At 69.4% G+C, this 20,716-nt stretch carries 14 protein-coding genes; 3 read left to right on the top strand and 11 right to left on the bottom strand.

Annotation, left to right across the window (positions count from 1 at the left end; all coding sequences use genetic code 11):
- Positions 1-49 precede the first annotated feature (49 nt).
- Both nrdR and ACFQVD_RS44210 read right to left on the bottom strand, forming a co-directional pair.
- Complete coding sequence (gene nrdR, locus ACFQVD_RS44215; protein WP_343979261.1) at positions 50-511, bottom strand: transcriptional regulator NrdR; 462 nt, start codon at positions 509-511, stop codon at positions 50-52.
- 410 nt (positions 512-921) lie between these two features.
- A complete protein-coding gene (locus ACFQVD_RS44210) occupies positions 922-1,188 on the bottom strand; it encodes a LysM peptidoglycan-binding domain-containing protein (RefSeq protein ID WP_364154889.1) in 267 nt (88 codons plus the stop codon).
- A 655-nt stretch (positions 1,189-1,843) separates the two neighbouring features.
- On the opposite strand from ACFQVD_RS44210, the gene lexA reads away from it, so the two are divergent.
- Positions 1,844-2,554: a transcriptional repressor LexA gene (gene lexA / locus ACFQVD_RS44205; RefSeq protein WP_343972512.1), complete on the top strand. Its 711-nt coding sequence runs from the start codon at positions 1,844-1,846 to the stop codon at positions 2,552-2,554.
- 187 nt (positions 2,555-2,741) lie between these two features.
- Here the strand turns inward: lexA and leuS are convergent, their stop codons facing one another.
- Complete coding sequence (gene leuS, locus ACFQVD_RS44200; RefSeq protein WP_343972548.1) at positions 2,742-5,213, bottom strand: leucine--tRNA ligase; 2,472 nt, start codon at positions 5,211-5,213, stop codon at positions 2,742-2,744.
- A 555-nt stretch (positions 5,214-5,768) separates the two neighbouring features.
- Here leuS and ACFQVD_RS44195 point away from each other — a divergent pair.
- Positions 5,769-8,045 (top strand): hypothetical protein, encoded by a 2,277-nt coding sequence (locus ACFQVD_RS44195; protein WP_343972515.1) that lies wholly within the window; start codon positions 5,769-5,771, stop codon positions 8,043-8,045.
- Between the two features lie 104 nt (positions 8,046-8,149).
- On the opposite strand, the gene ACFQVD_RS44190 is transcribed toward ACFQVD_RS44195, so the two are convergent.
- From ACFQVD_RS44190 to ACFQVD_RS44175, 4 genes are all read right to left on the bottom strand, one after another.
- Positions 8,150-9,382 (bottom strand): cytochrome P450, encoded by a 1,233-nt coding sequence (locus tag ACFQVD_RS44190; RefSeq protein WP_343972518.1) that lies wholly within the window; start codon positions 9,380-9,382, stop codon positions 8,150-8,152.
- Positions 9,383-9,434: 52 nt separating this feature from the next.
- On the bottom strand, positions 9,435-10,283 hold the full coding sequence (locus ACFQVD_RS44185) for an alpha/beta fold hydrolase (RefSeq protein ID WP_343972521.1): 849 nt from the start codon (positions 10,281-10,283) through the stop codon (positions 9,435-9,437).
- A 70-nt stretch (positions 10,284-10,353) separates the two neighbouring features.
- Positions 10,354-11,610, bottom strand: a complete 1,257-nt coding sequence (locus tag ACFQVD_RS44180; protein ID WP_343972524.1) for a cytochrome P450 — start codon at positions 11,608-11,610, stop codon at positions 10,354-10,356.
- A 71-nt stretch (positions 11,611-11,681) separates the two neighbouring features.
- A complete protein-coding gene (locus tag ACFQVD_RS44175) occupies positions 11,682-13,253 on the bottom strand; it encodes a GMC family oxidoreductase (RefSeq protein WP_343972527.1) in 1,572 nt (523 codons plus the stop codon).
- Positions 13,254-13,419: 166 nt separating this feature from the next.
- Here ACFQVD_RS44175 and ACFQVD_RS44170 point away from each other — a divergent pair, with 166 nt between their 5' ends.
- Positions 13,420-14,952 carry a long-chain-fatty-acid--CoA ligase gene (locus tag ACFQVD_RS44170; protein ID WP_343972530.1) on the top strand — a complete coding sequence of 511 codons (1,533 nt, stop codon included), beginning with the start codon at positions 13,420-13,422 and terminating at the stop codon, positions 14,950-14,952.
- A 210-nt stretch (positions 14,953-15,162) separates the two neighbouring features.
- Here the strand turns inward: ACFQVD_RS44170 and ACFQVD_RS44165 are convergent, their stop codons facing one another.
- The 4 genes from ACFQVD_RS44165 to ACFQVD_RS44150 all read right to left on the bottom strand — a co-directional run bounded on the left by ACFQVD_RS44165 (position 15,163) and on the right by ACFQVD_RS44150 (position 20,546).
- The gene (locus tag ACFQVD_RS44165) at positions 15,163-16,422 is read right to left on the bottom strand and encodes a cyclopropane-fatty-acyl-phospholipid synthase family protein (RefSeq protein ID WP_343972533.1); all 1,260 of its coding nucleotides are present in this window, start codon (positions 16,420-16,422) and stop codon (positions 15,163-15,165) included.
- Between the two features lie 14 nt (positions 16,423-16,436).
- Positions 16,437-17,795 carry an FAD-binding oxidoreductase gene (locus ACFQVD_RS44160; RefSeq protein ID WP_343972536.1) on the bottom strand — a complete coding sequence of 453 codons (1,359 nt, stop codon included), beginning with the start codon at positions 17,793-17,795 and terminating at the stop codon, positions 16,437-16,439.
- A gap of 110 nt (positions 17,796-17,905) precedes the next feature.
- Positions 17,906-18,886: an NAD(P)-dependent oxidoreductase gene (locus ACFQVD_RS44155; RefSeq protein ID WP_343972539.1), complete on the bottom strand. Its 981-nt coding sequence runs from the start codon at positions 18,884-18,886 to the stop codon at positions 17,906-17,908.
- 1 nt (position 18,887) lies between these two features.
- Positions 18,888-20,546, bottom strand: a complete 1,659-nt coding sequence (locus ACFQVD_RS44150; protein ID WP_364159204.1) for a serine/threonine-protein kinase — start codon at positions 20,544-20,546, stop codon at positions 18,888-18,890.
- Between the last annotated feature and the right edge of the window lie 170 nt (positions 20,547-20,716).

Below are 20,716 nucleotides of genomic sequence, written 5' to 3'. Positions count from 1 at the left end.
TATCGGACCACACCAACACGCCGCTCACCCCCGGCGCCCGGGGTCTTTCTCAGTCTTGCTCGCTGGAGCGCCCCGCCCGGAGCTGCTCGATCTCCGCCTCGAAGTCGGCCAGGGTCTCGAATCCCCGGTAGACGGAGGCGAACCGCAGGTACGCCACCTCGTCCAGTTCGCGAAGTGGCCCCAGGATCGCCAGCCCGACCTCGTGGGCCGCGATCTCGGCGCATCCGGTGGCCCGGATGCTCTCCTCGACCCGCTGGCCCAACTGCGCCAGGGAGTCCTCTCCGACGGGGCGCCCCTGGCAGGCCCGCCGGACCCCGGCGATCACCTTGTCCCTGAAGAACGGCTCCGTCACGCCACTGCGCTTGCTCACCATGAGCAGGACCGTCTCCTGCGTGGTGAACCTGCGCCCGCACTCCGGACATGTGCGCCTGCGGCGGATGGCGCCGCCGTCCTCGGTCGCCCTGCTGTCGATGACTCGCGTGTCCGGATGACGACAGAACGGACAGTGCACGCGCGTCGCCTCCTTGAGCTGCGAGAGTGGCTCACCCACCTCACCTGCCCCATGGCGCGCATGACGAGACGCTCGCGCACGCCCCTCGAATAGTCGAGAGGCGGTAATGGAAACACAATCTGTGGTGAAGTGTTGCGGTGCAGCCACTAGATGTTGTGGTCTAACGGTAGAAGTGCGCGACCATGAACGCAAGTTGAAAGGCCCTCGCCACACGAAGTCGCTGATCAGCCGTCACGTCTCGGCGTGTCGCCCCTCGGGCGACGCCCTCCCGCCTCACGCGCCCCTTCCCTCACACGCGCCCCAGACGATATGTCAGGCAGGACCCCTGTCGAACCCTCCCGTACGGCTCGCCCACGCCTTCCCCGAACCCGGCCGGCCAATCCCACGCGCCCCACGGAGCACGCCCCTTCTCAGCGGATGAGGCCCTCGGGGAGGTAGAGCCGGGTTCCGGGCCGGACCTCGGAGCCGGCCAGCCCGTTGAGGTCCATGATGCGGCGGACCGTCCGACCGGCGTCGCCCTCCGGCGCCAGTGCGTCCGCGATCTCCCACAGCGTGTCGCCCGCGTGCACCGTGATCCGGGACAGGCCCTCATGACCTGTCCGCTCGCCCGCCAGGGCCGTGTCGATGCGCCCGCCGAGCCAGAGCGCCCCCAGGGTGAACAGCACGAGCACCGTCACCGCCACGATCCTCCCACGCCGGGTGAGCCGGAGCGGCCGCCCGGCGGTCCGGGGCCGGGCGGCACCCGGGCGGCGGACGCCCGCACGAACCGCTCCCGCCCCAGGCGCCCGCCCCTGCGCCCCCCGGCCAAGCCCCTGACGGGGTCCCTGCCGAGGCCCCTGCCCTCGCCTCCGCCTCACTTCACGCCCGAGTCCCGACGTCGGCTCGCACCCGGCCTCCGGCTCCCGCGGCCGCCCGGCCGCCCGCTCGCGTCCGGGCCGCCCCGGCCCCCTTCCGCCTTCCGGGCTCCGCCCCGCCCCGGCCCCCCTGCCGGATTCCGGCGCGGGAGCGGGCTCCGATCTCGGTGGCGGCACGAGGCGAAGCAGCGGTGCCCCCGGCGATCGCCGCGCGGTCCGGGATCTCGGCACGGTCATGGATCGTGGTGTCGTCGCGGTCGGTTTCACGGTGGCCCCCATCCCCTCGACCTGGCCGAACACATGTCGAAGAAAGATCGGCGAATCGAACACGATGTCGATCGAACTCCCGTACGATGTTGTACACCACGGCGTCGCCGATATCGAGGACATTCGAACAATTGTTTGAATATGATCTTCGGCCGTTGTATGGTCGCTGTGTGCGACACATCAGATACAGACCGGGAGGCGAGGAGTTCGTATGAGCCAGCACAACGAGAACGGTTCGGCCGCCAGCGACCTGGCGGTGCGAAGGCGTGACTCCCTTGGCCTCACCCCCAGGCAGCGGAAGATCCTTGAGGTGATCCGCGACTCCGTGCAGCAGCGCGGTTATCCGCCGTCCATGCGGGAGATCGGTGAGGCGGTGCAGCTCACCAGCACCTCCAGCGTGTCGCACCAGTTGACGGCTTTGCAGCGCAAGGGCTACCTGCGGCGTGACCCGCACCGCCCCCGTGCTCTGGAGGTGCGCCTGCCCGGGGAGCCCGTGCTGTGGGTGGATCCCGACTCCGGCGAGGACGAGACCCCGGTCAGCCGCCCGACCGCCGCCTACGTGCCACTTGTCGGCCGGATCGCCGCCGGTGGTCCGATCCTCGCCGAGGAGAGCATCGAGGACGTCTTCGCCCTGCCCAAGCAGCTCGTCGGCGAGGGCACGCTCTTCCTCCTCCAGGTGACCGGAGACTCGATGATCGAGGCCGCCATCGCCAACGGCGACTGGGTGGTCGTACGCCAGCAGCCGGTGGCCGACAACGGTGACGTGGTCGCGGCGATGATCGACGGCGAGGCCACGGTCAAGACCTTCAAGCGCAGGGACGGCCACGTCTGGCTGGTCCCGCACAACCCCAACTACGACCCGATCCCGGGTGACGAGGCCACCGTGCTCGGCAAGGTCGTGGCGGTCCTCCGCAAGCTCTGAGGCACGCGCCCAAGAACGCACGACACGCCGGGCGACCGGCACCCCGACGTCGGGGTGCCGGTCGCCCGGCGTTTTCTCAGGTGACGGCACGACGAACAGACGACACCGCCCAGGCCGGATGAGCCGACCCCCGGTTCGCCCATGAACGACTCGGGGCGCCCGCCGGACGGGCGCCCCGCTCGAACGTCTACGGGACGATGTTGACCAGCTTGGGCGCGCGCACGATGACCTTACGCGGCGTGCCGCCGGGCAGGAACGCCTGGACCTTCTCCGACGCCAGCGCCAGTGCCTCCAGGTCCGCCTCGGAGATCTCCGGGGAGACCTCCAACCGGTCGCGCACCTTGCCCGCGACCTGGACGACGCAGGTGACGGAGTCCTGGACCAGCAGCGCCGGGTCCGCCGCCGGCCAGCCCGCGTGTGCGACCGAGCCGCTGTGTCCCAGCCGCTCCCAGCCCTCCTCGGCCGCGTACGGCGCGACCAGGGAGAGCATGACCGCCAGCGTCTCCGCGGCCTCCCTGACCGCAGGGTCGGCGGCGCCGGGCCCGGAGTCGATGGCCTTGCGGGTCGCGCTCGTCAGCTCCATCATCCGGGCCACCGCGACGTTGAAGCGGTGCGATTCGACCAGCCTGGTGACCTCGTCGACCGTGCGGTGCACGACCTTACGCAGGTTCAGGTCGCCACCTGCGAAGTCGACGCCGGGAGCGGAGGCCGCCCCCGCCTCGACCATCACGCGGAACGCCCGGGCCAGGAACTTCTGGGACGCGGCCGGCGAGACGTCGGCCCAGTCGATGTCGTCCTCGGGCGGGCCGGCGAAGACGACGGTCAGCCTGACCGCGTCGACACCGTAGGCGTCGATCTGCTCACCCAGGTCGACGCCGTTGCCCAGCGACTTGGACATCGCCTTGCCCTGGTTGATGACCTGCCCCTGGTTCAGCAGGCGGGTGAAAGGCTCGACGAAGTCGACCATGCCCATGTCGTGCAGGACCTTCGTGAAGAACCTGGCGTACAGCAGGTGCAGCACGGCATGCTCGACGCCGCCGATGTACTGGTCGATCGGGCCCCACCTGCGGACGCGCTCGACGTCGAACGGGCCGTCCTCGTAGGAGGGGTCGACGTAGCGCAGGAAGTACCACGAGGAGTCGACGAAGGTGTCCATCGTGTCGGTGTCGCGCCTGGCCGGGCCGCCGCACTTGGGACAGGAGACGTTGACCCACTCCTCGGCCGAGGCCAGCGGGGAGACGCCCTTGGGCGCCAGGGCCTCGCCGCGCATGTCGGGCAGGGTGACGGGCAACTGGTCGTCGGGGACGGGGACCTCGCCGCAGTCGGCGCAGTGGATGATCGGGATCGGGCAGCCCCAGAAGCGCTGGCGGGACAGCAGCCAGTCGCGCAGCCGGAAGTTCACCGTGAAGTGGCCGGTGCCCCGCTCGCTCAGCACCTCGATGATCTTCCTGATCGCGTCGGCCTTGGTCAGGCCGTCCAGCGGGCCGGAGTTGACCATCGCACCGTCCCCGGCGGTGGCGATGCCGGTCTCACCGGGGTCGGCCAGACCGGTGTGCACGACGACCCGTACCGGCAGGTCGAAGGCACGGGCGAAGTCCAGGTCGCGCTGGTCGTGCGCGGGCACGGCCATGATCGCGCCATGACCGTAGTCGGACAGCACGTAGTCGGCCGCCCAGACCGGCATGCGCTCCCCGTTGACCGGGTTGATCGCGTACCGGCCCAGGAAGACGCCGGTCTTCTCCTTCTCGGTGGACAACCGGTCGATGTCGGACAGCTTGGACACCTCAACCCGGTACGCTTCGAACGCCTCGCGCCGGTCGTCGGTGACGATCTCCTCGGCCAGCGGCGCGTCCGGGGCGACCACGAAGAAGGTGGCGCCGTACAGGGTGTCGGGACGGGTGGTGTAGACGGTGACCGGCTCGTCACGGCCCTCGATCACGAAGTTGACGTCGGCGCCCTCGGATCGGCCGATCCAGTTGCGCTGCATGGTCAGCACGCGCTCGGACCAGCCGCCCTCCAGCAGGGCCATGTCGTCCAGCAGCCGGTCGGCGTAATCAGTGATCTTGAAATACCACTGGGTCAGCTCACGGCGGACGACCTCGGCGCCGCAGCGTTCGCACCTGCCGTCCTTGACCTGTTCGTTGGCCAGCACGGTCTGGTCGTTCGGGCACCAGTTGACCAGGCCGCCCTTGCGGTAGGCCAGATCACGCTCGAAGAAGCGGTTGAACAGCCACTGGGTCCATTTGTAGTACGAGGTGTCGCTGGTGTGCAGGCGGCGGGACCAGTCGAAGGAGATCGCGTAGCGCCGATAGGAGTTGGCCTGGGTCTCGATGTTGGCGTAGGTCCACTCCGCCGGGTGCGCGTTGTGCTTGATCGCGGCGTTCTCGGCGGGCAGGCCGAAGGAGTCCCAGCCGACGGGGTGCAGCACGTTGTAGCCGCGCTGGACCCAGTAGCGGGAGATGACGTCGCCCAGGGCGAACACCTCGGCGTGCCCCATGTGCAGGTCGCCCGAGGGGTAGGAGAACATGTCGAGCATGTAGCGCCGCTCACGCGGGTCGGCGGGGTCGTCGGAGGCCCGGAAGGGGTCCAGTTCCTCCCACCTGCGCTGCCACTTGACCTGCAGGGCCTGCGGGTCATAGTGCTGCTCGTCGCTCTGCATGTCGGCTCGCTCGCTCACGTCGATTTTCCCTCGGGTATGTCTGCGTGGATGGTCTGACCCGCCTGGCCCAATGCAAAAACCCCCCGCTCACGCGGAGGGCGGCCGCATCGGCAGGGCGCTCAGGGACGGGGAGGCCGATGCGGCCCGATAAGCAGGGTCGCGGCACGCATAGAGCAAGACTATCGCAGCCCGCAAGGCGTATTCGTGGCCTGGGGAAACAGACCCGATCGCGGCAAACAGGAGACAGCCGTCCGAGCAGGTCGGCAGAATGAGGATTTCCGCACTCGCCGGAGCGAACGAGACCCGATGGCTATGCACCTGTTGTGACCTCGTACGTCCTTCGCGTTTACTCTTTTCACCGTGGCACATTCAGTAGAGCCGGGGCGGGGCCCGGATCCGTTGGAGGTCGGCCTGCCCATGCAGGACCCGCCGACCGACCCAACCGGACTCCAGTTCAGAGGGGCGTTCTCCAGTTTCCCTGCGAGCCCCCCCGTCTCACGTGAGATCATGCCCAATACGCCTAATTCGGGCACCCACGCGGGAGGTAAGGAAAGCATGGCCTCGGAGCAGTCCAGCCAGTCCCACCTGCCTCCGGCATGGCCGGAGGCTGCCGAACCGTCACCCTCGTGGACGAACGACCCTCTCGGCACCGGCCCCCGGCTCCCCCGCCCGCAGGAGGAGCCACAGAGCGGCAACGGCTCCTGGCAGACCTCGCCCGGCGGGGGGCAGCGCGTCTCCGATCCACAGGCCGGTTCGCCCGGCCAGACCTCCCCCGGCGGGGGCTGGTCTCAGGCCTCCGATCCGCAGAACAACGGCTGGGCGCAGGCGTCGGCCCCCCAGAACGACGGTTGGGCACAGGCATTGGCTCCGCAGAACGACGGTTGGGCACAGGCCTCCGACCCGCAGAACAACGGCTGGGCACAGGCCACGAGCCCCCAGAACGACAGCTGGGCACAGGCCTCCGACCCGCAGAACAACGGCTGGGCACAGGCGTCGGCCCCCCAGAACGACGGCTGGGCACAGACCTCCCCCGGCGATGGCTGGGCACAGGCCACGAGCCCCCAGAACGACAGCTGGGCACAGGCTTTCAGCCCGCGGAACGACAACTGGGCACAGGCCTCCGGCCCGCAGGGCGGCGCCGACGGCCAGAATCCGTCCTCCCCCGGCAACGGGTGGCCGCAGCCCACCCCGTCACAGGGGGACGGCTGGTCACAGACGTCCGGCCCGCAGGGCGGCGCCGACGGCCAGAATCCGTCCTCCCCCGGCAACGGGTGGCCGCAATCCGGCCCCGTTCCCCAGTCGGACCCGCTGGGCCAGGCCTCCCCGGGCGGCAACGGCTGGGCACAGGCCACCGCACCCTCGCACGACGGCTGGGCGCAGGCATCCAACCCGCAGAACGACGGCCGGACGCACCCGTCAGGCCCGCAGGGGGACGCTCGCGGGCAGCAGGCTCCCGGTGGGGGTGAGGCGTGGCAGGGCGCACTCCCGCGCGACGCCTCCGGCCGCCCTCCGGCTCGGCCGGTGGAGAACAGCGTGTGGCCGCCCACTCCGCCGGCGGAGAACACCGGCTGGCCGCCCACCCCTCCGGCGTCCGGCGCCACCTGGCCGCCCGCTCCCCCCACCGGAAACCAGGGTTTCGCCGAGGCACAGACGTCGACGTTCCCCTCCTCCTGGTCAGGCTCTCCCGCGGACAGCCCCGCCGCCCATTTCGGCGACGCCTCAGCGGGCGCCGTTCCCGGCGCCTCCCCTGACGGGGGCGGTGGAAACGGCGCCGGAAACGCGCGGCGCAGCTACGGCGTGCCGGACAACCCCGCCATGTGGGCCATGGCCGCGGCGAACGCGGCGGCGGCCTCCCAGGCTCCCTCGCAGGGAACTCCCGTTCACCCCGGAGCCGGTGGCCCCCAACCGCCACAGCCCCAACCGGGACAGCCCGCGCATCCGGGGCAGCCCGGCCATCACCTGAGCCGCGACCCCTCCGACCCGAACAGGCCGTTCGTCACCGCCGGCCAGATCAGCGGCCCGAAGACCCCTCCGCCCGAGCGCCAGCAGGAGCTGTGGAACACGGTCTTCGGCGACAACTACCAGGCCATCGAGGACGCGGACGAGTTCGAGGAGCAAGGTCGGCCGGTCTGGATCTTCGCGCTGGCCGGCTCTGTGATCATCGCGCTGGTCGGCGCGGTGCTCTGGGCGTTCCTGGCCGGGCCGCTGGCCTCCACCGAGGAGGAGATCGCCGAGCCCAAGCCCTCGGCGACTCCCCAGAAGACCGCCAAGCCCGCCACCATCGGCCGCCTGCCGCGATTCAGCGGCGATCCCTCGCCGGTGGTCGGTACGCTCACCGACCAGCCCGCGGGGATCACCCTGGCCCAGCTCGGCGCCCCATGGCGGCAGGACCAGCGCCCCAGCGTGCCCACCACCTACGGCTTCACAACCCGCCAGTACCTCCCCGCCGGTACGGACTCCACGGGCAAGACCCAGTTCGCGCAGCTGATGTCGGGCCCGCTCTCGCCTCGTTTGAAGAGCAGGTACACCTCGCCGGAGAACCTCGCCCCGGTGATCAACGCGGTGGCCTCCACCGGCCGCAAGCGGTTCTTCCCCGAGGACAACACCGCCCGCAAGACCGCCCAGCAGACCCTGTCCGTGAACGGCCTGCCCGGCCAGCTCGCCGCGTACGAGATCACCTCGGGCGGTTCGAAGACGACCATGGTCGTGGCGGCCGTGAGCACCGGCGCCGACCTGCCGGCGATCGTCTACATGTCGGTGCCGGACAGCAAGAAGGAACTGCTCCCCGACATCAACACGGTCTTCAAGTCGATCCGCGTACCGGGGCGGTGACCTGGCCGGCTCGAACGGTCCGGCGGGCGCGCTCCATGTTCTGACCGGGCTGGAGTCGCCCCCGCCCTGCCGGCCCGTCACCACCGGCAGGATGTGGCAGGGCCTCAGAAATCGCAGTCGAGGTGCTTGATCCCGTTGATGAAGCTGGATCGCAGGCGGTCGGGCTCACCGACCGAGCGGATCGCGGGCAGGCGGGTGAACAGCTCGCGGAACATCACGGTGATCTCGCGGCGGGCCAGGTGGGCGCCCAGGCAGAAGTGCGGCCCGGGTCCGCCGAAACCGACGTGCGGGCCCTCGGTACGCAGGATGTCGAAGCGGTGCGGGTCGGTGAAGACGCTCTCGTCGCGGTTGGCGGCCCAGTAGTAGAGCAGCACCTTCTCCCCCTCGCGGTAGAGGTGGCCGTTCATCTCGTGGTCGCGGGTTAGGCTGCGGCGCATCCAGGTGACGGGCGAGGCCAGACGGACGATCTCCTCCACGGCACCGGACAGGCGCCCGTCGATGTCCTCCAGCAGCAGGGCGCGCTGGTCGGGGTTCTCGGTGAACAGGTGCAGGCCGTGCGAGATGGCGTTGCGGGTGGTCTCGTTGCCCGCCACCACCAGCAGGATGAAGAACGACCCCAGTTCCTGCATCGTCAGCTTCTCACCGTCGATGTTGGCACTGGTCAGGGAGGTGGTGAGGTTGTCCCCGCCCTCGGCGGCCAGGGAGACGACGAGCTCCTGGAGCCGCTGCCCCGTACCGAGGAGCAACTCCGCCACGCGGCTGATGTCGGCGATGAACTCGGGGTCGCCGCCCGACAGGATGATGTTCGTGGCGTCGAAGACCTCCTGGTAGTGCTCGGGTCCGATGCCCATCAGATCGCAGATGATCTTCAGGGGCAGCTTGGCGGCCACCTCGGTCACGAAGTCGCAGCCGGGTCCGGTGGCGATCAGCTCGTCCACGATCCGCGCGGCGGCCGCGTCGACGTCCGCCTCGAACTTCTTGATCATCTTTGGAGTGAACGCCCGGGCGACGATCCGGCGCAGCCGCGCGTGCCGAGGGTCGTCCATGTTGATCATCGAGCCGAAGTACTCGTTGAAGTCGGGGCCGAGGTCCTGGACGGACGTCGCCCCCCGGCCCGAGGAGAAGATCTCGGGGTGACGGCTGGCCTCGGTGATGTCCGCATGCCGCACCAGGGCGTAGTAACCGGGGCCCGGCGGCAGGAAGGGGATCTCGGGCTCGGCGAACAGGATCGGGCCCGGCTGCGCGCGGAGCAGCGCGAAGGCGGCCTCCCGTTCGGCCATCGGACGCTCCCAGAAAGCGATGTCCGACAGGTCGATGTCCGCGAGTGAAACCGTCACGCCAGCCTCCACTAGAATCCCATTCGGTTTTACCGATCCTGCCACAGGATCCTCAGCGCAACCAGTCGAGAACGATGTCGTTGACTTCCCTGGGCCGTTCCAGATGCAGGAAGTGTCCTGCCTGAAGAACATGCTCCACCCTGGAGCCCGGCGGCAGGAAGGCCGCGGCCTGATCGACCTGCCCTATCCCCAGGCAGCCGTCACGGGCCCCGTGCAGGTAGAGGATCGGAACCTGCCCGCCGGTCGCGGACTGCTCGGCGGTGTAGCGGCCGGTGGGTGCCACCGTGCCGAGCATCGCCCGGTAGTAGCCGATCGCGGCGGCGAGATTCTCCGGAGAGCCCAGAGCACGCCGCACGAACGCGATGTCCTCGGCCGCGTCGTAGCCCGGCGACCAGTCGCGCCACAGCCCCTCGATGAACCCGTCCCGCGACAGGGCGGCCTCGGCGAGCCCGCTCTGGAAGAGGAAGATGTAGAACGACCGCTTGAGCTGCTCGTAGTCGAAGAAGGCGGCCAGCATCGCGCCCATCGGGGGCACTGCCATCGCGACCGCCCTGCGCCAGCGCTCGGGGGCGAAGGCGGTGGCGCCGTAGACGGGGAAGGCGCCCCAGTCGTGGCCGATGAGCACGGCGTCGCCGTCGCCGCCGAGCGCCTCGTGCAGCGCGCAGGCGTCGGCGACCAGCGCCCCGCCCTCGTAGGCGCCGTCGGCGGGGATCGAGGTGGGCGCGTAGCCGCGCATGAACGGCGCGACCACGCGGTAACCACGCCCGGCGAGCTCGGGCAGCAGATGCCGCCAGGTGTGCGCGGTGTCGGGGAAGCCGTGCAGGCAGAGTGCGAGCGGCCCCTCTCCTGCCGACAGGTACGCGAACTCGACGCCGTTGGCGGTGACGGTGCTGATGTCCATGAGGCGGAACCTAGCATTCGCTTGGCCGACGCGGCGGCGATCGCCCCAACCCCTCGCCCGGCACCGGCGGTCAGGTCGTGTACGACAGGTGCTTGACCCCGTTTATGAAGTTGGAGAGCAGATAGGAGGGCTCACCGGCCGATCGGATCTCGGGCAGGCGGGTGAACAACTCGCGGAACATCACGGTGATCTCGCGGCGGGCCAGGTGGGCGCCGAGACAGTAGTGGGGGCCTGGGCCGCCGAAGCCCACGTGCGGGTTGGGGTGGCGGGTGATGTCGAAGACGTCGGGATCGGTGAAGACGCTCTCGTCGCGGTTGGCGGAGTTGTAGAAGAGCAGGACCTTGTCGCCCTTGCGGTACTGCTGCCCGTTCATCTCGTGGTCACGAGTGACCGTACGGCGGAACTGGATGACCGGGGTGGAGTAGCGGATGATCTCCTCGACCGCGCCGGGAATGTTCTTCTCGAAGTCGCCGACGAGCAGTTCGCGCTGCTCGGGATTGTCGGTGAGCAGCTTGAGGCCGTGCGAGATGGCGTTGCGGGTGGTCTCGCTTCCGGCGACCACCAGCAGGATGAAGAACGAGCCGAGTTCCTGCGGGGTGAGGTGCTCATCGCCGTTGACCAGCATGCTGGTCAGGTCGCCCGTGGAGGCGCCCCGGCGCTCGCGGCCGAGCCTGGCCGCCAGCCTGTTCAGCTCGCGTCCGGCCGCCAACAGCTTGATCAGGCCCCGGGCCACGTTCCACCGGTTCAACTCGGGATCGATTCCGGTGTACTCGGAGTCGGCGTTGCCCAGGATGATGTTGGTCGCGCGCAGGACCCGGTGATGGAACTCCGGGGGGATGCCCATCATGTCGCAGATGACCTCGACGGGCAGCCGGGCGGCCACCTGGGTGACGAAGTCGCCCGGCCCCTCGGCGATCGCCTCGTCCACGATCCGGGTCGCCGCCCGCTGCAGGTCCTCCTCCATCTTCGCCAGGACCCTGGGGGTGAAGGCCCTGGAGACGATGCGGCGGAGCCTGGCGTGCCGGGGGTCGTCCATGTTGATCATCGAGCCGAAGTACACCGCCAGCCAGCGGGGCATGTCGGCGATGCTGTTGGCGGTCGGCTCGCTGCTGAACACCCCGGCGTTCCTGCTGGCCTCGGAGACGTCGGCGTGCCGCACCAGGGCGTAGTAACCGGCCCCGTGCCCAATGAAGGGGATCTTGTTCTCCTTCGTGAACACCGGCCGGTCCAGCGCGCGGAGACGCCGGAAGGCCTCCATGCGCTCCCGCTGGGGAAGCCCCCAGAACGGAATCTCCGACAGGTCGACATCCGCCATGTTCACGGTCATTGCCTTAGATTTATGCAAGTAATTACTTACGTCAAGTGTGAGTCATAACACACTTTGTCCACATATACGGCTCAGCGAGCTGCGGTGATGAGATCAGCGGCCCTTTCCGCGATCATGACGGTGGGCGCGTGGGTGTGCCCCCGGTTGATGACCGGCATCACCGAGGCGTCGACCACCCGCAGTCCCGCGACGCCGCGGACCCTCAGGGCGGGGTCCACCACCGACTCGGGATCTTCACCCATCCGGCAGGTGCCGACCGGGTGGTAGAGGGTCTCGCTACGCTCGCGGATCCAGCGGACGAGCTCCTCGGTGCTCCTCGCCCCCCAGTACGGGTCCATCGGGGGCCCCGCGAGCGGCCGGAGCGCCTCGGTGGCGAACAGTTCCCCGGCCTTCCGCAGCCCGGCCACCTGCCGCCGGACGTCGGCCTCCGCCGTCAGGTAACCGGGATCGATCACGACGTCACGGCCGTCCAGCGAGACGCGGCCGCGGCTCTCGGGCTGGAGCAGGATCGAGGCGATGGTCAGGCCGTGGCCGGGCGGCGGGGTGAGGCCGTGGTTGACGAAGGGGCCCGGGGCGAAGATCAGCTCGATGTCGGGGGCGTGCTCCTCGGGAGAGGTGCGGATGAACGCCACGGCCTCGCCGACATTGGAGGTGAGCATGCCCCGGCGGCCGACCAGGAAGCGGAGCAGGTTGCCCGCCGACTCGGCGCCGGCGAGCGTGATCGGCTCGGGGCAGTGCAGGACGACGCCCGAGGCCAGGTGGTCCTGGAGGTTGGCGCCGACCTCGGGCAGTTCGTGGACCAGCTCGACGCCGGCGGCCCGCAGCTCGTCGGCCGGGCCGAGGCCCGACAGCATCAGCAGGTGCGGGGAGCCGATCGCCCCCGCCGACAGCACGACCTCCCCGCGCGCCCGCACCACGGTGCCTCCGTCACCGCCGCCGTCACCGCCGCCGTACTGCACGCCGATCGCCCGCCCGCCCTCGATGAGCACCCGGTTCACCTGCGAGGAGGTCAGCACCGTGAGGTTGGGCCGCTTGGCCGCGGGTCCGAGATAGGCGTCGGCGGAGCTCCAGCGGCGCCCCCGGTACTGGGTCACGGGCGTCGGCGAGCAGCCCTCGTTGGAGGGGCCGTTGAGCTCCTCCAGGCGGGCGATGCCCAACTCCTCGCAGGCCCGCAGGAAGAGCGCGGTGGCGCGGTTCGGGGAGCGCAGCTCCGAGATGTGGATCGGGCCCTCCGTGCCGTACACGCCGCCGCGGTTGGAGCCGGCGCGGCGTTCGATCCGGTGGAAGTAGGGCAGGACCTCGTCGTAGGACCAGCCGGGCACGCCCCAGCCGTCGTAGTCCGCGCGGTGCCCGCGTACCCACATCTGGGCGTTCATCGAGGAGGAACCGCCGAGCATCCGGCCGCGCGGCCAGTAGAGCTCCCTGCCGGAGAGCTCGGGCTGCTTGGCGGTGGTGAAGTTCCAGTCGTGTTCGGTCTTGAACAGCTTGGCGAAGCCGGCCGGCATCCGGACCTCGAGCCTCCTGTCGGAACCGCCCGCCTCGATGAGGGCGACCCTCGTGCCCGGATCCGCGGAGAGACGGTTGGCCAGCACGCACCCCGCCGACCCCGCGCCCACGATGACATAGTCGTACTCCACGCTCACTGACCCCTCCTCGCACAGACGGTCAGCTCGCCTCCCCGTAAGCGGGCTCTTATCTGCTTACTCCCCCATGGTTTGCCCGTCAATTTGTAACCAAAGTTACCTACCAGTAGGTATCTAAGGACTGCCAGTATGAGCGAGTCAGAGCTCGCTCGGAGGAGGACGCACGATGCTCAACCTGTCGATCGCACTGGAGGACAGCGCCCGGGAGAACCCCGACCGCACCGCACTGGTCTTTGGCGACCTGCGACTGCCGTACTCCCTGGTCAACACCATCGCGAACCAGGTTGCCAACCTACTGGTCTCCAGGGGGGTCGGTAAGGGCGACAAGGTCGCGCTGGCCTGTCCCAACCTGCCGTACTTCCCCTTCGTCTACTACGGCATTCTCAAGACCGGCGCCACGGTCGTGCCGCTCAACGTGCTGCTGCAGTCCAGGGAGATCGCCTATCATCTGGACGACTCCCAGGCCAAGGCGCTGTTCTGCTTCGAGGGCACTCCCGAACTGCCGCTCGGCGAGCGGGGCAGGGCGGGCTTCGAGGGATCGTCGGCGGAGCACTTCTTCGTGCTGCCCGCCGCCGCGTTCGCCACCGAGTCCGAGTACGGCGAGACGCTCTGGGCGGCGCTCGACGGCGTGTCCGGCGAGTTCGAGACCGTGCAGACCGCACCCGACGACACCGCCGTGATCCTCTACACCAGCGGCACCACCGGCCAGCCCAAGGGTGCCGAGCTCAGCCATCAGAACATGCTGCTGAACGCCATGGTCTCCGATGAGATGTTCCCCCGCACCGAGGGCGGCGACGTCTACCTGGCGGTGCTGCCGCTCTTCCACTCCTTCGGGCAGACCGTCATCATGAACGCCGGGTTCCGGCGCCAGGCGACCATCGTGCTCGTGCCGCGCTTCGAACCGGGGCCCGCCCTGGAGCTGATGCGCGCCGAGAACGTCACGCTGTTCGCGGGCGTGCCGACCATGTACTGGGCCATGCTGACGAAGATCCACGCCGAGGGCGACGAGGTGCCCACCTCGCTCAGGGTCGCGGTGGCCGGCGGCGCGTCCTCACCCGTCGAGGTGCTCAGGGACTTCGAGGAGACCTTCGGGATCGGGATCCTGGAGGGGTACGGCCTGTCGGAGACCTCCCCGGTGGCCAGCTTCAACCAGTTGGGCAGGCCCACCAAGCCCGGCACGATCGGCACGCCGATCTGGGGTGTGGAGATGAAGCTGGTCGACGGCGACTGGAAGACGATCGAGGGCGAGGGGCCAGGTGAGATCGCGATCCGCGGCCACAACGTGATGAAGGGCTACTACAACCGGCCCGAGGCGACCGCCGAGGTCATGAGGGACGGCTGGTTCCGCACCGGCGACATCGCCACCCGCGACGCGGACGGTTACTACGCCATCGTCGACCGGGCCAAGGACATGATCATCAGGGGTGGCTTCAATGTCTACCCGCGCGAGCTCGAAGAGGTCCTGATCACCCATCCGGAGGTCTCCCTCGCCGCGGTGGTCGGAGTCGCCCACGACTCGCACGGCGAGGAGGTCAAGGCGTACGTCATCCGCACTCCTGGCGCGACGATCACCGAGGACGAGCTCATCGCCTGGGGTAAGGAGAACATGGCCGCGTACAAGTATCCGCGGATCATCGAGTTCCGTGACGCGCTGCCGATGACCGCGACGGGCAAGATCCTCAAGCGCGAGCTCCGCTGAGCGGTCCGCACCCACCGGACCGAGAAGGTCCGAGCGGGTTCCGGCGACGCCCACGGGCGTCGCCGGAACCCGCTCGGACGAGATGACCACGGCGGCTGAACCAATGTGAACGCGACCACGCGGGCACGCCCGCGCGGAGTCTCGTACGGGAACATCCCCTATGAGCTTCTTCCGCGCGGGGGTGCCCTGCATGGGCGCGCCCCGAGAGGGTCAGGGCCAGTCGCGTGAGGGGCGGAGCGGCAGGTGGGCCGCGCCCTCGGAGTCGAGCTTCACACCGAGGACCTGGTGGAGCTGGATCTTGTTACGTTCGAAGCCGACCACGCAGGCCGCCATGTAGAGACGCCAGACCCGCGCCGTGCCCTCCCCCACCTCGGCGACCGCCTCGTCCCAGTGCTCGTCGAGGTTGGCGCACCAGTAGCGGAGGGTCTGCGCGTAGTGCTCGCGCAGGTTCTCCTCGTGCCGGATCTCGAAACCGGTGTCCTCGATCTGACGGGCCAGGTAACCGACCGACTCCAGCTCCCCGTCGGGGAAGACGTAGCGATTGATGAAGCCGCCGGCGTTGAGGGTCTTCTCGGTGCCCGTCGGCCGGGTGATGCAGTGGTTGAGCAACCGCCCGCCGGGGACGAGCTTGTCGTACAGGAAGCGGAAGTAGAAGGGCAGCTGCTCCTTGCCGATGTGCTCGGTCAGGCCGATCGAGCTGACCGCGTCGAAGCCGGTCTCCGGCACGTCACGGTAGTCCATGTGCCGGACCTCGGCGAGCTCGCCGAGACCGGCCTCCGCGATGGCCTTCTGCGCCCACTCGGCCTGCTGGCGCGAGAGGGTGACGCCCAGCCCCTTCACCCCGTACTCACGGGCGGCGTGGATGACCATGCCGCCCCAGCCGCAGCCGACGTCCAGCAGCCTCATCCCCGGCTTCAGGCCCAGCTTCCGGGCGACCAGCTCGAACTTGGCCAGCTGCGCCTCCTCCAGGGTGGACTCCTGCTCGGGGAAGACCGCGCAGGTGTAGGCCATGGACGGGCCGAGCACCCACGAGTAGAACTTGTTGGAGACGTCGTAGTGGTGGTGAATCGCCTCGGCGTCGCGCTGCTTGGCATGCCTGCTGCCCATCCGGGCGAGCACGCTGCGCCGCACCTCCTGCGGAGGCGGCGGCATCCGGGTGAGCAGCGGACGGACCCCGAGGGCTCGGACGGCCGCGAGCTTCTGCCCGACCGGGAGGTCGTTGACCGTGAGCGACCACATCCGGGAGAGCAGCGCGTACATGTCCCCGTGGACATCGATGTGGCCGGACACGTACGCCCTGGCCAGTCCCAGCTCTCCGGGGGCCTGCGCCAGGTACGCGACGGCCGCCGGGGTCTTCACCTCGACGCTGATGTCGGCGCTGGCCGGACCGGCCTTACTGCCGTCGTAGGCGACGAAGCGTACATCCGCCTCAGGGCCCATCACCTTTTCGAAGATCTCTGCAAGCAACACAGAATCAACCTCTCTTAACGCCCCCGAACACACTTGTCGTAGAGGTCGAGCAACCGGCCACCCCCGTCGTATGCCCGCTTGACCGGCCAATAGGCGGTTCCGTTATAAAACCGCCAGAATTCATCCTCTGGGTAGAACGAAGTGGAGTACAGCGATTTATGGCCGTCCAGTTCGTGGACCCGGTTCTCGATGAGACGGTTGTGGTAACCGTCGAACTGCCCCCTGGGCAACGGGACCGTTCCCCAGAAGCCGAAATTGACGTACAGCCGGCCGGGCTCCAGTGGATAGAGCGGCCACTCGCCCTCGGACCTCAGCGGGCACATCCAGACCGGCGCCATCCCGACCTTGTCGTGGAAGAAGCTCAGGAACTCGGCACCGCGCTCGACGGGCACCTCGATGTCCTGGATGACCGACTCCTGTACCGGCAGGTCGCGCCAGCGGTCGATCCTGGCGATCACCCCGTACTTGCGGTCAAGGCCCACGAGCTTGCGGTAGACGTCCGAGCGCATCCACTTACGCGGCATCAGGGAACGCACCAGCGCGGTCTGCACGCCGAAGGCGCGCGAGCACCAGAACCAGTCGGTGTCCCAGCGCCACAGGTAGTCGCGGACGGTCAGCCAGTCGCGGGTCCTGGTCTGGATCGATCGGTAGTAGATGCGCATCCCGGTGTAGTCGGACAGGTACGGAGCACGCTCGGCGAAGCGTCCCACGGTGATGTAGAGCTCGCTCGGACCGAAGAACGTGCCGTCCACGAAGTCGACGCGCTCGCCCTCGTACTCGCCGCTGTCGCAGATCTCGCGCATCGCGAGCATGCACTTGTCGGCGTCCCCGAACGGGATGTGGGTCAGCCTGACGTACGGCTGGACGGGCTTGAGCTTGATCCGGATCCGCAGGGCGTAGCCAAGCGTGCCGTAGGAGTTGGGGAACGCCCGGAACAGGTCGCGGTGCTCGTTGTCGTCACGGGCCACGACGATTCTTCCGTCGCCGGTGAGGATCTCCAGCTCCTCCACCGACTCGTGCGGCAATCCGTCCCTGAAACTGGTGGACTCGATGCCGAGCCCCGTCACCGCCCCGCCCAGCGTGATCGTCTTCAGCTGCGGCACCACGTACGGCATGAGCCCGTGGGCGAGCGTGGCGTCCACCAGGTGCTCGTAGGTGGTCATCCCCTGGACCTCGGCGGTCATCGTCTCCGGATCGACCGCGATGACCTGGTCCAGGTCCCTGGCGGAAAGCTTCGCCGACCGGGTGCCCTCTCTGAAGCGGAACAGGTTCGTGGTGGCCTTGGAGAGCCGGGGCACCGCGTCGCCGGGAATGGCGGCGTAGGAATCCCTGATCTGCTCCACCGCTTGCCGGTGCGCCGACATTTCTGTCATCTGTCGCACGGTAATCACCCCCATGACCATCGTTGGAAAGATCGCCCCTAGGCACGTTATATCTCGGATGTCTCCGGAGCCAGGCGGGGCGCGTTAAACACTGGAAAACTCTACGACCGCCCTTCCAGGAACCTGCGACCGACCACCGGGTCGACCCCGTTGACCACGTTCGTCACCGGGCGGCCGTCGATCGCGGCCTCCAGGTTGTCCAGCACACACCTGATCAGGCGGCCGGTCGACTGCGGGGTCACCCCCGCCACATGGGGCGAGAGCAGGACCCTGGGACTGCTCCGCAGCGGATCGTCCGGCGGCAGCGGCTCGGTGTCGAACACGTCGAGCGCGGCGCCCCCCAGATGCCCCGACTCCAGGGCCGACAGCAGCGCCGCCGAGTCGACGACCTGCCCCCGGGCCGCGTTGACGAGCAGCGAGCCCGCGGGCATCAGGGACGGGTCGATCAGCTTCCTGGTCCCCTCCACCAGCGGGATGACCAGGACGAGGACCTGGGAGTTCGCGACCAGCTCGGCGAGCCCCCGGTAGGTGTAGGGCACCTCGCGCGGCGTGCGCGTCCAGTAGGAGACCTCGCACCCGTAGGCGGCGAACATCCGCGCGCAGGTCTCGCCGATCGGGCCGAAGCCGACGATGCCGACGCGCGAGCCGTGCAGTTCGGTGGGCCCGAGATCCAGCTGCGGCCAGCGGCCGGCGCGAACCGCGGCGTCGGCCTCCAGCAGCCGCCGCGACAGTGCGAGCGCGGCCGCGAAGCACCACTCGGCCACCCCCGTCGCGCTCACCCCCGCGGTGTTGGCCAGCGGCACACCGGCCGCGGCGAGCGCGGCGAGGTCGTGGCCGTCCACGCCCACCGACGGCTGCTGCACGAACGCCAGGTTCGGGGCGGACCTGACCGCCTCGGCGTCCAGGACGAGCTCGCCGCTCCAGTCGCCGACCACGATCTCGGCCTCGCCGAGCGCTGCGAGCAGCGACTCCCGGTCACGGGCCGCGGGGACCGACACCGCGACCCGGTCGCCCAGCGAGCCGAGCAGGTTGCGCACCGCCCCCTCGGGGAGCGGTGGCAGCGCGAGCACCTTCCAGGTCATGTCACTCGCCTCCGCGGGGGTGGAAACTGCCGAACACTCGGTTCATGAGGGGCCGCTGGGCATCCCAGTCGTCGTCGTGGGTGGTCCAGCTGAGCAGCATCACCGTATCGCCCACCTCGATGAAACGCTGCACCTCGTGGTAGGTCACCCCGGCCCTGGCCCAGGGGGCTCCGCCGTTGTCCTTCATGCTCCAGGTGAACTCCCACTGAAGTCCGGAGCCGTAGGCCAGGGGGATCTTCGCCGTGTCCTCGGAGTGGATCTCGCTCCACTGGGCCACGTTCTCCTTGACGGTCTCCTGCAGGGAGTCCAGACCGTCGGCGTTCGCCTCCAGCACCTCCACCGACAGGTGGGCGGCCCCGTCCCGGCGCAGCCACTGGGTGTAGCCCGTCTCGGCCGCCCAGTCGCCGTTCCAGCCGACCGGATAGCTGATGGACCAGTTCTCCGGCGGACGGGCCCGCCACACCTTCAACCCTCCGCTGGACACCACCGCTCTGGTCCTGGTGGGAGTGGGGGTGGGACTCGGGGTGGGCGTCGGAGACCTGGTCTCCTTCACCGGTTCGGGCGTCGTCTCCGAGGGAGCGGGCTCGGCGCGCGCCACCGGCCGCGATTCCGGCTGGGACATCGCCACGGCCGCGACGGCGCCACCGGCGGCCAGCAGCACGACGGCCGCCAGGACCAGCGGGATCCGGCCGCCGCCCCGCCCCCCACCGCGCCCCCCACCGCGCCGGCGGCCGGACGCGGGCGAGGTCTCGGTCTCGCGCCTGTCCCGCCCTCCACCGCGCGGATTCTCACCGGTCCGTCCCGTACGGTGGATCGCGCTCTCTCCGGTGCGCCGGGCCGCGGCCGACGGGTCGTCAAGGACCTCCGCCAGCATGGCGTCGGCCTGCTGGGCGGTCAGCCGGTGGGCGGGCTCGCGCTGGAGCATGCCGGTGAGCACCGCGCGCATCTCCAGGGGCACCCTGCCGAAGTCGGGTTCCTCGGTGAGGAGCGCGCCGAGGGTGGCGATGGCGTCTCGACGCTCGAAGGGGCCGTGCCCGACCAGTGCCGCGTAGAGGGTGGCGCCGAGCGCCCACAGGTCGGACCAGGGGCCCGCGTCGGTGCCGGTGGCACGCTCGGGCGGCAGGAAGCTCGGCGAGCCCGTCACCATGCCGGTCTGGGTCAGCGAGGTGTCGCCCTCGATGGTGGCGATGCCGAAGTCGGAGAGCACCGCGCGGCCGTCGGCCTCCAGCAGGATGTTGCTGGGCTTGACGTCGCGGTGCAGGATCCCGGCCTCGTGCGCCGCGCGCAGAGCCGAGAGGACCTGACGGCCGATGTCCGCGACCTGGCGCACCGGCAGCAGACCGACCTCGTCCAGCCCGCGGGCCCTGACCAGCTCCATGATGATCCAGGGGCGACCGTCCTGCTCCGCCACGTCGTAGATCGCCACGATGCCCCGGTGGTTGAGCCGGGCCGCGGTCCTGGCCTCGCGGGAGGTACGGGTCAGCTGGAGTTGGTGCTCGGCCGGGGAGAGGTTAGGCGGCAGGAGCACCTCCTTGACGGCGACCGAGCGGTTGAGGAGGGTGTCGTAGCCCTCCCAGACGACGCCCATGCCGCCCCTGCCGAGCTCCCGCAGCAGCCGATAGCGCCCAGCGACCACCCGTTCACTGTGCGGATATGTCATCGCAAAACCCCTAGGTCCCATTCGGCGAAGGCGCAAGTTTCCCATACGCGCGCGGGCGCCACGCGGCTCCTCGCGATGTGTCTTGCCACAGAAAGCCGAATGTTGTTCTACTTGGGCGGAGGGAACGGCCGCGCACAACACCAAGCGCTTGCTTGTGTTCGCCGTACCGG

The organism is Streptosporangium amethystogenes subsp. fukuiense, from assembly GCF_042665875.1.
GTDB classification, from domain to species: Bacteria; Actinomycetota; Actinomycetes; order Streptosporangiales; family Streptosporangiaceae; genus Streptosporangium; species Streptosporangium fukuiense.
Note: the sequence above shows the minus strand (reverse complement) of the source record. Positions and strands in the feature narration are given on the sequence as shown.

Coding starts and splice junctions, on each gene's coding strand:
- lexA (WP_343972512.1), top strand. CDS start 1,844: ATGAGCCAGCACAACGAGAACGGTTCGGCCGCCAGCGACCTGGCGGTG.
- leuS (WP_343972548.1), bottom strand. CDS start 5,213: ATGCAGAGCGACGAGCAGCACTATGACCCGCAGGCCCTGCAGGTCAAG.
- ACFQVD_RS44195 (WP_343972515.1), top strand. CDS start 5,769: ATGGCCTCGGAGCAGTCCAGCCAGTCCCACCTGCCTCCGGCATGGCCG.
- ACFQVD_RS44185 (WP_343972521.1), bottom strand. CDS start 10,283: ATGGACATCAGCACCGTCACCGCCAACGGCGTCGAGTTCGCGTACCTG.
- ACFQVD_RS44180 (WP_343972524.1), bottom strand. CDS start 11,610: ATGACCGTGAACATGGCGGATGTCGACCTGTCGGAGATTCCGTTCTGG.
- ACFQVD_RS44170 (WP_343972530.1), top strand. CDS start 13,420: ATGCTCAACCTGTCGATCGCACTGGAGGACAGCGCCCGGGAGAACCCC.
- ACFQVD_RS44160 (WP_343972536.1), bottom strand. CDS start 17,795: ATGACAGAAATGTCGGCGCACCGGCAAGCGGTGGAGCAGATCAGGGAT.
- ACFQVD_RS44155 (WP_343972539.1), bottom strand. CDS start 18,886: ATGACCTGGAAGGTGCTCGCGCTGCCACCGCTCCCCGAGGGGGCGGTG.
- ACFQVD_RS44150 (WP_364159204.1), bottom strand. CDS start 20,546: ATGACATATCCGCACAGTGAACGGGTGGTCGCTGGGCGCTATCGGCTG.